This is a genomic window from Pseudomonas sp. Root569, from assembly GCF_001427465.1.
GTDB classification, from domain to species: Bacteria; Pseudomonadota; Gammaproteobacteria; order Pseudomonadales; family Pseudomonadaceae; genus Aquipseudomonas; species Aquipseudomonas synxantha.
The window spans coordinates 142,497-155,908 of the sequence record NZ_LMGQ01000012.1; the positions used below are offsets into that span (position 1 = coordinate 142,497).

Here is a 13,412-nt window from a genome sequence, read left to right on the forward strand (position 1 = left end):
TTTAAGTAGTTAGACTCGTGACGCACAAACCGTCGGCGCTGGTGAGCGCCTACGGTTTTAACTGTTCAGAAAGCGATTCAGGGTCTGACTTCATACTTTGCGACAGGGGATTGCACCTCGTAAGCAATTCAAGACTTACTGGCTGGCGAATGGAGTAACATGCGCTTTCAGGTTTGCCCTGCGGTGAAAACTAACAGATATAAACCATTTGATGGCCCGGTTAGATCACGACATTTCGAACAAATCGCACCGCCACATCACCCTCATTGCGATAGCCGTGGGATTGGCGGCTGGCGAACATATAGAACTCACCAGCCGCGACGATTTTTTCTTGGTCGTCGAGAATCAGGGTCAATGCACCTTCATACACGAACAATTGCACACTCCAACCCTCCGGGTCCGGCTCGGGGCTGTAGCGATCCCCCGGCTCAAGGCGCATCTCCCATAATTCCACTTCGCGGCGGGCGTTGGCCTTGGCCAGCAACACCGCCTTGCTGCCGGGTATATCGCCGGCCCAGGCCAGCTCATTGATACGACTATGGTCAGGCGCATCCGGAGCCTGGATCAAGTCGCTGAATGCCACCTCCAGCGCTTCGGCCACACGGTCGAGGGTGGACAGGCTGACGTTCTTCTCCCCCGCTTCAATCGCTACCAGCATGCGCCGGCTGACCCCGGACTTTTCCGAGAGCGCAGTCTGGCTCAGGTCGGCGGCGTGACGCAGGCGACGGACGTTCTGGCTGACGTGTTGCAGGACCGAGGCCCGTTGTGGATTTTCTTTGTGCACTATATTGCTCAATCGGTGGGTGTGCGCAGTATACTGCCCAGCAGTGCGGCGCATTGTGCGGTCCGTGCTTTTCCCTTGCAAGACCGAGCCGCCATGACCGCCCCGAACTCCCCTTCGCGTTTCAACCGTTTCAGCAAGGCCGAATGCATCCTGGTGGTGATCACCATGTTTTGGGGCGGCACCTTTTTGCTGGTGCAGCACGCCATGACCGTCAGCGGGCCGATGTTTTTCGTCGGCCTGCGCTTTGCTGCGGCTGCCATCGTGGTGGGCTGCTTTTCCTTGCGCACTTTGCGCGATCTCACGCTGTTCGAATTGAAAGCCGGGGTGTTTATCGGCGTGGCGATCATGTTTGGCTACGGTTTGCAGACCATTGGCTTGCAGACGATCCTGAGCAGCCAGTCGGCGTTTATCACTGCGCTGTATGTGCCCTTCGTGCCGTTACTGCAGTGGCTGGTACTGGGCAGGCGACCAGGCTTGATGCCAAGCATCGGCATCATGCTGGCGTTTGCCGGGTTGATGCTGCTGACAGGCCCTGCGGGCGCTTCGCTGGATTTCAGCGCCGGGGAAATCGCCACCTTGATCGGCGCGGTGGCGATTGCGGCCGAGATCATTCTGATCAGCGCATTTGCCGGGCAGGTGGACGTGCGCCGTGTGACGGTGGTGCAGCTGGCGACGGCGTCGGTATTGTCGTTCATGCTGGTGGTGCCGATGGGCGAGGCGTTGCCGGGCTTTTCGTGGTTGCTGCTGTTCAGCGCGGTGGGCCTGGGCCTGACCAGTGCGGTGATCCAGGTGGCGATGAACTGGGCGCAGCAGAGCGTGTCACCCACCCGGGCCACCTTGATTTATGCCGGCGAGCCGGTGTGGGCCGGGGTGGTCGGGCGCATAGCCGGGGAGCGGTTCCCGCCGATTGCGATGCTGGGGGCAGTGTTGATTGTGGTGGCGGTGATTGTGAGTGAGTTGAAGACGCGGGGGCAGAAGGCCGTTGAATTGGCCGATGAGATGGAACAGGAACGCCAGGGTTGAGGTCCGAACTCCAGCGGCGTCCAACGGATAGCCATCGCGGGCAAGCCCGGCTGCCACATTGAGCGGTGTTGTTGGTTGCAAAGCGGCCACCTGAAACAATGCCAAATGAGAGCCTTCGGCCTATCTTGTAGGATCCTGCCACATCTTGCCGTTTGGTGATCGCGAAAGCGGCACGTATGATGCATCCCAAACTCCCGCAGATTAGAAGCCTATGTCCCTGATAGTTCTACTGCTTCTGCCTTTTATCGGCAGCTGTCTGGCGGCCTTGCTGCCGCACAATGCACGTAACACCGAATCCCTGTTGGCTGGCCTTGTGGCGCTGGTCGGCACTATTCAAGTCGCCCTGCTCTACCCCCAGATCGCCCACGGTGGTGTGATCCGCGAAGAATTCATGTGGTTGCCCAGCCTGGGGCTGAACTTCGTGCTGCGCATGGATGGGTTTGCCTGGCTGTTCTCGATGCTGGTGCTCGGCATCGGCACGCTGGTGTCGCTGTATGCGCGTTACTACATGTCGCCGGATGATCCGGTGCCGCGCTTCTTTGCGTTTTTCCTGGCGTTCATGGGCGCCATGCTCGGCCTGGTGATCTCCGGCAACCTGATCCAGATCGTGTTCTTCTGGGAACTGACCAGCCTGTTCTCGTTCCTGCTGATCGGCTATTGGCACCACCGCGCCGATGCGCGGCGTGGTGCGTATATGGCGCTGATGGTCACCGGTGCCGGCGGCTTGTGCCTGCTGGCCGGGGTGATGCTGCTGGGGCATATTGTCGGCAGCTATGACCTGGACCAGGTGCTGGCAGCGGGCGATCAGATACGCGCGCATTCGCTGTACCCGGTCATGCTCGCCCTGGTGCTGATTGGCGCCTTGAGCAAAAGCGCGCAGTTCCCCTTCCACTTCTGGCTGCCCCATGCCATGGCGGCGCCGACGCCGGTTTCGGCCTATCTGCACTCGGCGACGATGGTGAAGGCCGGCGTGTTCCTGCTGGCCCGCCTGTGGCCGTCGCTGTCCGGCAGCGAAGAATGGTTCTGGATCGTCGGCGGTGCCGGCGCCCTCACCCTCCTCCTCGGCGCGTACTGCGCCATGTTTCAAAACGATCTCAAGGGCCTACTGGCCTATTCCACTATCAGCCACCTCGGGCTGATCACCCTGCTACTGGGCCTTAACAGCCCGCTGGCCGCCGTCGCCGCGGTGTTCCATATCCTCAACCACGCCACCTTCAAGGCGTCGCTGTTCATGGCGGCGGGCATCATCGATCACGAAAGCGGCACGCGGGATATCCGCAAGCTCAGTGGCCTGGTGCGTCTGATCCCGTTTACCGCGACCCTGGCCATGGTCGCCAGCGCGTCCATGGCCGGGGTGCCGCTGCTCAACGGCTTCCTGTCCAAAGAGATGTTCTTCGCCGAGACCGTGTTTATCTCCTCGACCCAATGGGTGGAAATCGCCCTGCCGCTGATCGCGACCATCGCTGGTACGTTCAGCGTGGCTTACGCCCTGCGCTTCACCGTGGATGTATTCTTCGGCCCGCCCGCCACCGATTTGCCGCACACGCCCCATGAACCCCCGCGCTGGATGCGTGCGCCGGTCGAACTGCTGGTATTCACCTGCCTGCTGGTAGGGATTTTCCCGGCCCAGGTGGTGGGTTCGATCCTTGCCGCTGCGGCGCTGCCGGTGGTCGGTGGCGTGCTGCCCGAATACAGCCTGGCGATCTGGCACGGCTGGAACGCGCCGATGATCATGAGCCTGGTGGCCATGTGCGGCGGCGTGGTGCTGTATCTGCTGCTGCGCAAGCAACTCAAGCGCGGGCGCTTCAAGTACCCGCCGCTGATCAGCTACTTCAACGGCAAGCGCGGTTTCGAGCGCAGCCTGGTGGTGATGATGCGCGGCGTGCGCCGGATCGAGAAACGCATCAGCACCAAGCGCCTGCAAACCCAGTTGTTCCTGTTGGTGCTGCTGGCGGTGGTCGGCGCGATGATCCCCATGCTCAACAGTGGCCTCAGTTGGGGCGACCGGCCGAAGATCCCGGGCTCCATCGTGTTCGTCACCCTGTGGTTGCTGGCAATTGCCTGCGCCCTCGGCGCCGCTTGGCAAGCCAAGTACCACCGGCTGGCGGCCCTGACCATGGTCAGCGTGTGCGGCCTGATGACCTGCGTCACCTTCGTATGGTTCTCGGCGCCGGACCTGGCCCTGACCCAACTGGTGGTGGAAGTAGTGACCACCGTGCTGATTCTGCTCGGCCTGCGCTGGCTGCCGCGGCGGATCGAAGAGGTGTGGCCACTGCCCAACACCCTGCGCAAGGCGCGTATCCGCCGGGTGCGCGACTTCCTGCTCTCTACCGTGGTCGGTGGCGGCATGGCGCTGTTGTCCTACGCGATGCTGACCCGCCAGACGCCCAACGATATCTCCTCGTTCTACCTCAGCCGCGCCCTGCCCGAAGGCGGCGGCAGCAATGTGGTGAACGTGATGCTCGTGGACTTCCGCGGTTTCGACACCCTGGGCGAGATCACCGTGCTTGGCGCCGTGGCATTGACCGTCTATGCCCTGCTGCGACGCTTCCGCCCGTCCAAGGAAAGCATGGAGTTGCCGCCACAACAGCGCCAACTGGCACCGGACGTGGCCACCGACCTGGTCAACCCACGCCAGGCCAGCGACACCGCCCTGGGCTTCATGATGGTGCCGGCAGTGCTGGTGCGCTTGCTGCTGCCGATTGCGCTGGTGGTCTCGTTCTACCTGTTCATGCGCGGCCACAACCAACCGGGTGGCGGTTTTGTCGCCGGTCTTGTGATGTCGGTAGCGTTTATCCTGCAATACATGGTGGCGGGCACCCAATGGGTCGAGGCGCAAATGAGCCTGCGGCCGATGCGCTGGATGGGCTTTGGCCTGCTGTCGGCGACCCTGACTGGCCTGGGCGCGCTGTTCGTTGGCTACCCGTTCCTCACCACCCATACCTGGCATTTCAGCCTGCCACTGCTGGGCGACATTCATATCGCCAGTGCGCTGTTCTTTGACGTCGGCGTGTACGCGATGGTCGTGGGTTCCACGCTGCTGATGCTCACTGCCCTCGGCCATCAATCGGTGCGGGCACACAAACCGAGCAACCAGGCCAAAGTAGTTGCCACAACCGAAGGAGCCGCCTGATGGAAGAAGTCATCGCAATAGCCATTGGGGTCCTGGCGGCCTCCGGCGTCTGGTTGATCCTGCGGCCACGGACGTTCCAGGTGGTGATGGGTTTGTGCCTGTTGTCCTACGGCGTCAACCTGTTCATTTTCAGCATGGGCAGCCTGTTTATCGGCAAGGAGCCGATCATCAAGGACGGCGTGCCGCAAGACCTGCTCAACTACACCGACCCGCTGCCCCAGGCCCTGGTACTTACAGCCATCGTGATCAGCTTCGCCATGACCGCGTTGTTCCTGGTGGTGCTGCTGGCATCCCGGGGCCTGACCGGCACTGACCATGTGGACGGCCGGGAGCCCAAGGAATGACGTGGATGAACCAACTGATTGTCGCGCCGATCCTGCTGCCACTGCTCACGGCCGGGTTGATGCTGATGCTCGGCGAAAAGCGTCGCCCGCTGAAAGCCCAGATCAATCTGTTCTCCAGTGTGATCGGCCTGGGCATCGCGATCCTGCTGCTGTACTGGACGCAACAAGGCGGCCCCGGCTCGATTGGCGTGTACCTGCCGGGCAACTGGCAGGTGCCGTTCGGCATCGTGTTGGTGGTGGACCAACTGTCGGCAATGATGCTGGTGCTGACAGGGATCATCGGCGTGAGCGCGCTGCTGTTCGCCATGGCCCGCTGGGACCGGGCGGGCACCAGTTTCCACGCGCTGTTCCAGATCCAGTTGATGGGTTTGTATGGCGCGTTCCTCACCGCCGACCTGTTCAACTTGTTCGTGTTCTTCGAGGTGCTGCTGGCGGCATCCTACGGCTTGATGTTGCATGGTTCCGGTCGTGCTCGGGTGTCGTCAGGCCTGCATTACATTGCGATCAACCTGCTGGCGTCGTCGCTGTTCCTGATCGGCGCGGCAATGATCTACGGCGTCACCGGCACGCTGAATTTTGCCGACCTGGCGTTGAAAATCCCGTTGGTGCCGGAGGCTGATCGTGGCCTGCTGCATGCCGGCGCGGCGATCCTCGCCACGGCGTTCCTGGCCAAGGCCGGCATGTGGCCGCTGAACTTCTGGCTGGCGCCCGCCTACTCGTCGGCCAGCGCGCCGGTGGCGGCGATGTTTGCGATCATGACCAAGGTCGGCGTGTACACCGTGCTGCGCCTATGGACCCTGCTGTTTTCCGGCCAGGCCGGGGCTTCGGCACTGTTTGGCGGCGATTGGCTGGTGTATGGCGGCATGGCGACCATCATTTGCGCGGCACTGGCGATGGTGGCGGCGCAGCGCCTGGAGCGCATGGCCAGCCTGAGCATCCTGGTCTCGGCCGGGATCCTGCTGTCGGCAGTGGGGTTTGCCCAGCCGAGCCTGACGGCGGGGGCGTTGTTCTATCTGGTCAGCTCTACCCTGGCGTTGAGTGCGTTGTTCCTGCTGGCGGAGTTGATCGAGCGTTCGCGTTCGGCCAACGACCTGCCGCTGGATGAAGAAATCGATGCGTTGCCCAAGGCCATGGAGTCACTGCATCCGCGTCCTGGGGTGAACCTGGATGATGAGCAGAAAGCCGTGGTCGGCCAGGTAATCCCCTGGACCATGGCCTTCCTGGGCCTGAGCTTTATCGCCTGCGCCTTGTTGATCATCGGCATGCCGCCGCTGTCCGGGTTTATCGGCAAGCTCAGCTTGTTGAGTGCGCTGATCAATCCGTTGGGCCTGGGCAATGCCATCGATGAACCAATTCGCCCTGCGGCCTGGGGCCTGGTGGCATTGCTGATCCTGTCCGGGCTGGCCTCGCTGATCGCCTTTGCGCGCCTGGGTATCCAGCGCTTCTGGACCCCGGAAGAACGCCCATCGCCGCTGTTGCGTCGTAACGAGTGCCTGCCGATCTTCTTTTTGCTCGGCCTCAGCATCCTGCTGACCTTCAAGGCCGAGCCACTGATGCGTTACACCCAGGCCGCCGCCGACAGCCTGAACAACCCGGAGCGCTACGTGATGGCAGTGCTGGCGACACGCCCGGTACCCAGCCCCGAAGCCCAGGCCGCCGCGCTGGAGGTGCAGCCATGAAGCGTTTGTTCCCTGCTCCGTGGCTGTCATTGGCGTTGTGGGTGTTGTGGCTGGTGCTGAATCTGTCGATCAGCCCCGGCAACCTGCTGCTGGGCGCGCTGCTGGGCTTTCTTGCACCGTTGCTGATGGCGCCGTTGCGGCCGTTGCCGATCCGCATCCGCCGCCCCGGGGTGATCGTGCGCCTGTTTTTCCTGGTGGGCCGCGACGTGATCCTCTCCAACCTGAATGTGGCCTGGGGCGTCCTGACCTGCGGCACACGAGCGCCGCGTTCGCGCTTTATCAAGATCCCCCTGGACCTGCGCGACGCCAATGGCCTGGCCGTACTGGCGATGATCACCAGCGTGACGCCAGGCACTGTCTGGTCGGAACTGGCCCTGGACCGTAGCATCTTGCTGCTGCACGTTTTCGACCTGGATGACGAAGCGCAGTTTATCCAGCACTTCAAGCACGCCTATGAACGGCCCCTGATGGAGATCTTCGAATGAGCGCCCTGCTCTCCAATGCGATCCTCGCCAACCTGTTCCTGTTTTCCCTGGCCATGGTGCTGACACTGATCCGCCTGTTCAGAGGCCCCTCGGCCCAGGACCGGGTACTGGCGCTGGACTACCTGTACATCCTGGCGATGCTGATGATGCTGGTGCTGGGCATTCGCTATGCCAGTGATACCTACTTTGAAGCGGCGTTGTTAATTGCGCTGTTCGGCTTCGTCGGCTCGTTTGCCCTGGCCAAATTCCTGTTGCGTGGGGAGGTGATTGAATGATGCCGTTATGGGTTGAAGTGAGCGTGGCGGTGCTGCTGATAGTGAGCAGCGTGTTTGCACTGATCGGTGCAATCGGCTTGCTGCGGATGAAGAGCTTTTTCCAGCGCATGCACCCACCCGCGCTCGCCTCGACATTGGGCGCATGGAGTGTGGCGTTGGCGTCGATCATCTACTTTTCGACGCTCAAGTCCGGGCCGGTATTGCATGGCTGGTTGATCCCGATTTTGCTGTCGATCACCGTGCCGGTGACTACCCTGCTGCTGGCGCGTACTGCGCTGTTTAGAAAGCGCATGGCGGGCAATGATGTGCCCACCGAAGTCAGTAGCCGCACAGAAAAAAGCAGGTAAGAGCGAGCCAGCGTGCGCCTGGAAATGCTTGCCAGAGCGCCCGTCAGCTTGCCAACAAGCGCCCGTCGAGTGCCATTTTCACCGTTTTGACGAGCATCACAGCCAATGCAAGCGTCAGGAACACCAACAACCCATAAGCTACCAGGCTTAAAAACAAGCTCTGTTGCGCATCAGCGTACTTCAACGCGGCATTGCTCAATGCCGCAATGGGAAAACTGATCGACCACCACACTGGCGAGAAAGGCGCTGCGTTTCGAAACACTTTGAACGCCAACACTACAAACAGGAACAGGCCAAAGTAAAAAAGAACGCTGGCAAAACGGTCAACAGCACCGAAAACGTTCACATAAGCCAGAAATCCTACGGCAAAAGGCGCCACCATCACCATAAGTGAAGGCGTCATGCCCTTGGCCATCGCCGGTTCATGAATCAGCCGGGCGAAAATTCGATTGAACAGCACCACTGCCAATGTGCTGCCCATTGCGATGGCGAAGAGGTTGAGTTCGTGAGCCCAGGCCATGGGCATATGGGCCCCAGTCACCGCAATATCCAATGCCGCAACGCCTGGAATCAACCAGGCAGGCACGGCCAACTGGGCCTCCCGGCCGCCGCTGAGCAAACGAAAAACCACGACCGCCGCCAGCAACACAGTCAGCCCACTACCGACCGCCCATAACACCTGGCCCAACAGCGTGCTGTATGACATCGCTATGGCCGAAAGCAGCAGTAACGCAATAGTCACGGTACCAAAAAAGTTGCCGGTTACCGGATGAGAAAACTCTGCTTTTACCGCCTCAGGGTGTTTGATCCATTTGCTCGTGTAACCCACCGCTAATAAGACAAACACCAGAGCCGAAAGCATGCCGATGAACTCGGCAAGAATTTCGCCGAAGATACTGGCCTCACTCAGGCCAGGGCTGGCTAACCGCCACGCCAAGCTCAAGCCGGCAAGCCCCATGACACTGCCAAACAAGTTGATGGGGAGGTTCTTGATCGAATGTGTACCTTGGCTCGACTCGGCAGGCTTGGCCACCGACAGATTGCTATGACTCATGATGTACCCAATTGACTGAAAATGACGTAGACGCTATTTTCAGCCAATCGAAATATGGCAACAATCATAAACTAACGACGTTTTCAGCCAAATTCACAGCCTAGACGGGCAACTCGATGAAAATCGCTCTTCTTGCACCCCCACGTATCCAAATGCTCGACCTCGTCGGACCGACCGATGTATTCGCTGAAGCCGCACGCCAACTGGGTAAACCTCGTACCTACCGAATAGCGGTGATCGGGGTCCGACCCGGCCCTATCAAGGGTACCAGTGGCTTGCGCGTGGAAACGGATGACTGCATTGAAACCTTCGACGCCCACATCGATACCCTGCTCATCGCCGGCAGCCCGGCAATCGGCGATATCACCGATAATCTTCGCGTATTGCACTGGGTGCGTCGGCAGGCGGGCAAGGCGCGTCGTGTCGGCTCGGTGTGCAGCGGTGCCTTCGTACTGGCTGCAGCCGGGCTGCTGGCAGGCCGTAGGGCCACCACCCACTGGAACTCCAGTGCGGCCCTGGCCCGCCAGTACCCGAACATCCAGGTGGACGCCGATAGCATCTTCATCCGCGATGGCAACCTGTATACCTCAGCGGGCATCACGGCGGGGATGGACCTGGCATTGGCCCTGGTGGAAGAGGATCACGGTCGGGACCTGGCACTGAGCGTGGCCAGGGAAATGGTGATGTACCTCAAGCGCCCCGGCGGCCAATCGCAGTTCAGTGCCCAATTGGCAGCCCAGAGCGCCGAGCGCAACGCGATTCGCGATATACAGCATTACATCATCGAACACTTGGCGACCGACCTCAGCGTGCCACTACTGGCCCGACACATGGGCATGAGCGAACGCAATTTCGCCAGGGTATTCAAGGCTGACGCCGGCCAGACCCCAGCCGAATTCGTTGAACGGGCGCGCATCGACGGAGCCCGCCAACTGCTCGACAGCGCCGATGTATCCCTCAAGCGTCTGGCCAATCAGGTTGGGTACGCCAATGTGGATGGTTTCAGGCGTGCGTTCGTGCGTCGCCTAGGCATTAGCCCCAATGAGTACCGCAAGATCCACGCCCCGCAAAAGAATGCCCGATGACTGCTGCATGAGCCCTCCAAAAGGTTAGCTAAATGACCTGATATGCGCAGCGAGTTCAGCCAGCCCCTGATCATCAGCCCGTACCGAATCGTGAGACGATATATACCCCTCATACGTCTCAAAGTACTTATCCACCTTCGAGCTGCGAGGTTTGAACGCACTGTCCTGCCCCGTTCCGTGCATGGGAAACAGCTTCGCATGCAGATGATCCACGCCATACCCTTCCAGAATCATCCCCGTGCGCGCCACATCGGGAAACGCCCGGTCAATCTGCAACGCAGTCTTTTTGGCCGCCACAGCCAGATCAGCCAGCACCGAATCCGACTGCGCGAACGCATAACTGCCGTAGTGCTGCTTGGGGATCACCACACTGAAACCCGGCGTGTTGGGGAAGATCGAAAGGAACGCCATATGGTGGTCGTCTTCCCACAGGATGTGCGCCGGGGAAGTCTTTTGAACGATGCTGCAGAAAATACAATCCATTTGAATCACCGCCAGTTTCGTCTTGGGTTTGGTCGTGGCAACCATCTAAAGCTAGGATGGAATGAGCGTCAAACCCTACGGGCATTTTGGGAAATGTCCTAAGACCTGGGTATGCCCGCTGTGCTGAGACAGGAGTTCACCATGGATAAAAACATCATTGTCATCGGCGGCGAGTCCAGCGAAGACATGACGCGCATGACCCGCATCGACGAATATATCGTCGCTTCGTCGGGCAAACCCCGGCCCACGGTGCTCTATATCTCCACCGCCAATGGCGATGACCGTACGAAGATTGCCGACTTCACGCTCAAATACCAAAGCGCCGGCTGCACCGTTGTGCCATTGACGTTTTTCATTCCGCCTTTTCCAGCCCTGGATCATGTTGCCGCGCTGTTTGAACAGGCTGACATCATCTATGTGGCCGGCGGCAACACCCGAGCCTTGTTGGCCATCTGGCGTGAATTTGACGTGACCGCCCTTTTGAAGCAAGCCCAGGAACACGGCAAAGTGCTTTGCGGCGTCAGTGCCGGCGCTATCTGCTGGTTCGACCATGGGCATTCCGACTCAGGGGGCGTATATGCGCTGATCGACGGGCTGGGTTTTCTCCCTGGCGCGCTGTGCCCGCACTTCAGCTCAGAGGCGGGAAGAGAATCTTCGTTTGTTGAACTGGTTCGACTTAAAAACATACGCCCCGCCTACGCGCTGGATGACGGAGTTGCCCTGCATTTCAAGAACGGTGAATACCACGCGACTGTTCATAACTACACGACTGGTAGTGCATATGAACTCAGCAGCACTTCGGAGCCCATTGCAAGGAAACGCCCTACAGCTCTTTAGGGTTGCCGCTCAGAAAATGGCCGCCTAATCTTCGGCGGTCGCTGCAAATTCAGCGACCGGGTTTCGCAGCCCGGTTAAACTCTAGACGCACAGCGTCCACCTAAAGAAGCAGCCCTAAATTGAACGGTGTTCAAAGGTAGAAGTGATGAGGGATGCCGCTATGTTGGTACAAGTAGCCCCCCCCTTTTACCGTCAGCTATTGAACACCCGCAAGCACGAACAACGTAAAGCACCGTGACATATTTTCCAAAGAAACATCCTACGTCCGCGCCAGAAACCCTTGCTTCTTTGTAGTCAACGATTGACCCATAGTCTTCTCTTTGGTGCCCGATACTCCATTGAGCGTTTCCAGCGGGCACACCTTCCACTCAAACGTAAATCGAAGTCACGCACAGCCGCCACCCAAAACTTTACCCTCTCTATACAAGTCAATTAATGGACAATCGGGATGCAATTCGAATATAAGAAATTCTTCGTGACACTAGCACTCATCTCGAATGCAATATACGCTCAAGCCGAACAGACTCACTTATCGACAATCCTAAATATAAAAATGAATGCAACCTATCTCGACATTGATACAGAAACCACTAACTCTTTCGGCGTAAAGCTCATGGCGGCAGTTCGCCTGACGCTTTCGACAGAACACAGTTGTGGCACTTCTAAACTGCATATCACACCGGACTCCATCGGCGTTCCTGTCGAAAATTTCCTAGCAGAAGTTAAGAAAATCAAAAAATACGCTGATGATGGAGCCGCACTATTTATCACACATCACGATTGTGATCGAAAAATACCGATGGCAACCAAATTCGCTACCTGCACGGGTGAAATATGCAGATCACTCACAGATGTGCTAATTGATGGAAAAATGTACCTAGACAAGAATTACCGACCCGTTCCAGCTGCGCGCAGTCTTTTTTTCATAGAGCAACCCCAAACTTATGACCAAAAACTAAAAGCCTGGAAAGTATATATCTACGATAAAAAAACTAAGAAGATTGCGGCCGATGGATTCGTCGACAATGAAGACTATGCTGCGAGCAAATTCATCCATAAATTCCGCACCTTTCATAGCAACGGCATGATTTCGAGTTCTATTGAAATGAGTGCGCAGGGGCAACGTGAAGGAAAAAGCATTGTTCGCCACAAAAACGGAAAAATTGAAAAATCTATAAATTACAATAACGGAATTATCACTGACGGCGAGTACATAACTTACGACCTGACAGGAAAAATCAAGATCCGTGAGCATTATGTAAATGGAGTGCTAAATGGCCCAAGAGTCAAACTGTACGCTAACGGAAATCCTGAATCCATGGAAAAATACTTAGACGGCAGTCGCTCAGGAATATCAAATTATTACTATGAAGACGGCACACTAAAAAATATACAAGATTATGACCGTGGGCAGTTGGATGGCTGGGACGTCAAATATTTCGCAAACGGCGAGACCGAATCACAAACACTCTATAAAAATCAGCGCATTAGAATAAGCCACGAATGGAACATTGACGGCATAAAAGTCAGTCAATGGGAACAAGACGAAAATCATAACCGCCAAGGCGACGACATAGAATGGTATGACAACGGACAAAAAAGAAAGCACTCAATCTATAAAGATGGAAAACTTCATGGAAAGATGCAAGGTTGGTCTGAGGATGGAACTCAACTTTATTCTACCGAATACGCACACGGCGAGAGAAACGGACAATCACGGCAGTGGGGCCGAGACGGGACGTTGATAGACTGCCAATACCAAGCAGGAAAAATTTCAGAGCCGTGTTCGGTGAGACCTCCGCTCTGACTATGCAGGTCTTGGACACGAATAGAGGTTTAATTCGAAAAACTTAGCAATATGCAAAAAACGCCCCGAACCAGTC

13 protein-coding genes are annotated in these 13,412 nt (G+C 58.0%); 10 read left to right on the forward strand and 3 right to left on the reverse strand.

All coding sequences use genetic code 11. From position 1 onward, the window contains the following. Positions 1–220: 220 nt before the first annotated feature. Complete coding sequence (locus ASD70_RS12345) at positions 221–784, reverse strand: helix-turn-helix domain-containing protein (protein WP_056846572.1); 564 nt, start codon at positions 782–784, stop codon at positions 221–223. A 93-nt stretch (positions 785–877) separates the two neighbouring features. On the opposite strand from ASD70_RS12345, the gene ASD70_RS12350 reads away from it, so the two are divergent. From ASD70_RS12350 to ASD70_RS12380, 7 genes are all read left to right on the forward strand, one after another. Beyond that, entirely contained in the window at positions 878–1,807 is a 930-nt protein-coding gene (locus tag ASD70_RS12350; protein ID WP_056846573.1) for a DMT family transporter, read from the forward strand. A 211-nt stretch (positions 1,808–2,018) separates the two neighbouring features. Then, a complete protein-coding gene (locus ASD70_RS12355; protein ID WP_046068663.1) occupies positions 2,019–4,940 on the forward strand; it encodes a monovalent cation/H+ antiporter subunit A in 2,922 nt (973 codons plus the stop codon). Beyond that, a complete protein-coding gene (locus ASD70_RS12360) occupies positions 4,940–5,284 on the forward strand; it encodes a Na+/H+ antiporter subunit C (RefSeq protein ID WP_003192163.1) in 345 nt (114 codons plus the stop codon). The genes ASD70_RS12355 and ASD70_RS12360 overlap by 1 nt, the downstream gene beginning before the upstream one ends. Continuing rightward, positions 5,281–6,963 (forward strand): monovalent cation/H+ antiporter subunit D, encoded by a 1,683-nt coding sequence (locus tag ASD70_RS12365; RefSeq protein ID WP_043046541.1) that lies wholly within the window; start codon positions 5,281–5,283, stop codon positions 6,961–6,963. The genes ASD70_RS12360 and ASD70_RS12365 overlap by 4 nt, the downstream gene beginning before the upstream one ends. Next, positions 6,960–7,448, forward strand: coding sequence for a Na+/H+ antiporter subunit E (locus ASD70_RS12370; RefSeq protein WP_046068664.1), 489 nt, complete (start codon positions 6,960–6,962; stop codon positions 7,446–7,448). Before ASD70_RS12365 ends, ASD70_RS12370 begins: the two co-directional genes overlap by 4 nt. Next, the gene (locus tag ASD70_RS12375; protein WP_056846574.1) at positions 7,445–7,723 is read left to right on the forward strand and encodes a K+/H+ antiporter subunit F; all 279 of its coding nucleotides are present in this window, start codon (positions 7,445–7,447) and stop codon (positions 7,721–7,723) included. The genes ASD70_RS12370 and ASD70_RS12375 overlap by 4 nt, the downstream gene beginning before the upstream one ends. Further along, positions 7,720–8,070 carry a Na+/H+ antiporter subunit G gene (locus tag ASD70_RS12380; RefSeq protein ID WP_056846575.1) on the forward strand — a complete coding sequence of 117 codons (351 nt, stop codon included), beginning with the start codon at positions 7,720–7,722 and terminating at the stop codon, positions 8,068–8,070. Before ASD70_RS12375 ends, ASD70_RS12380 begins: the two co-directional genes overlap by 4 nt. A 43-nt stretch (positions 8,071–8,113) precedes the next feature. Here ASD70_RS12380 and ASD70_RS12385 read toward each other — a convergent pair whose 3' ends face one another. After that, positions 8,114–9,124, reverse strand: a complete 1,011-nt coding sequence (locus ASD70_RS12385) for an SLAC1 anion channel family protein (RefSeq protein WP_056846576.1) — start codon at positions 9,122–9,124, stop codon at positions 8,114–8,116. A 116-nt stretch (positions 9,125–9,240) separates the two neighbouring features. On the opposite strand from ASD70_RS12385, the gene ASD70_RS12390 reads away from it, so the two are divergent. After that, the gene (locus tag ASD70_RS12390; RefSeq protein ID WP_046068667.1) at positions 9,241–10,209 is read left to right on the forward strand and encodes a GlxA family transcriptional regulator; all 969 of its coding nucleotides are present in this window, start codon (positions 9,241–9,243) and stop codon (positions 10,207–10,209) included. A 24-nt stretch (positions 10,210–10,233) separates the two neighbouring features. Here ASD70_RS12390 and ASD70_RS12395 read toward each other — a convergent pair whose 3' ends face one another. Next, the gene (locus ASD70_RS12395; protein WP_046072497.1) at positions 10,234–10,692 is read right to left on the reverse strand and encodes an HIT family protein; all 459 of its coding nucleotides are present in this window, start codon (positions 10,690–10,692) and stop codon (positions 10,234–10,236) included. A gap of 141 nt (positions 10,693–10,833) precedes the next feature. Between ASD70_RS12395 and ASD70_RS12400 the strand changes: the two genes are divergently transcribed. After that, positions 10,834–11,529, forward strand: a complete 696-nt coding sequence (locus ASD70_RS12400) for a peptidase E (RefSeq protein ID WP_056846577.1) — start codon at positions 10,834–10,836, stop codon at positions 11,527–11,529. Positions 11,530–11,977: 448 nt separating this feature from the next. Then, the gene (locus tag ASD70_RS12405) at positions 11,978–13,336 is read left to right on the forward strand and encodes a toxin-antitoxin system YwqK family antitoxin (protein ID WP_056846578.1); all 1,359 of its coding nucleotides are present in this window, start codon (positions 11,978–11,980) and stop codon (positions 13,334–13,336) included. Positions 13,337–13,412: the final 76 nt, after the last annotated feature.

Bases quoted from the DNA above. Each gene is read 5' to 3' on its own strand.
- ASD70_RS12365 (WP_043046541.1), top strand. From the start codon at position 5,281: ATGACGTGGATGAACCAACTGATTGTCGCGCCGATCCTGCTGCCACTG.
- ASD70_RS12370 (WP_046068664.1), top strand. From the start codon at position 6,960: ATGAAGCGTTTGTTCCCTGCTCCGTGGCTGTCATTGGCGTTGTGGGTG.
- ASD70_RS12385 (WP_056846576.1), bottom strand. From the start codon at position 9,124: ATGAGTCATAGCAATCTGTCGGTGGCCAAGCCTGCCGAGTCGAGCCAA.
- ASD70_RS12405 (WP_056846578.1), top strand. From the start codon at position 11,978: ATGCAATTCGAATATAAGAAATTCTTCGTGACACTAGCACTCATCTCG.
- ASD70_RS12380 (WP_056846575.1), top strand. From the start codon at position 7,720: ATGATGCCGTTATGGGTTGAAGTGAGCGTGGCGGTGCTGCTGATAGTG.
- ASD70_RS12395 (WP_046072497.1), bottom strand. From the start codon at position 10,692: ATGGATTGTATTTTCTGCAGCATCGTTCAAAAGACTTCCCCGGCGCAC.
- ASD70_RS12375 (WP_056846574.1), top strand. From the start codon at position 7,445: ATGAGCGCCCTGCTCTCCAATGCGATCCTCGCCAACCTGTTCCTGTTT.
- ASD70_RS12390 (WP_046068667.1), top strand. From the start codon at position 9,241: ATGAAAATCGCTCTTCTTGCACCCCCACGTATCCAAATGCTCGACCTC.
- ASD70_RS12350 (WP_056846573.1), top strand. From the start codon at position 878: ATGACCGCCCCGAACTCCCCTTCGCGTTTCAACCGTTTCAGCAAGGCC.
- ASD70_RS12400 (WP_056846577.1), top strand. From the start codon at position 10,834: ATGGATAAAAACATCATTGTCATCGGCGGCGAGTCCAGCGAAGACATG.
- ASD70_RS12355 (WP_046068663.1), top strand. From the start codon at position 2,019: ATGTCCCTGATAGTTCTACTGCTTCTGCCTTTTATCGGCAGCTGTCTG.
- ASD70_RS12360 (WP_003192163.1), top strand. From the start codon at position 4,940: ATGGAAGAAGTCATCGCAATAGCCATTGGGGTCCTGGCGGCCTCCGGC.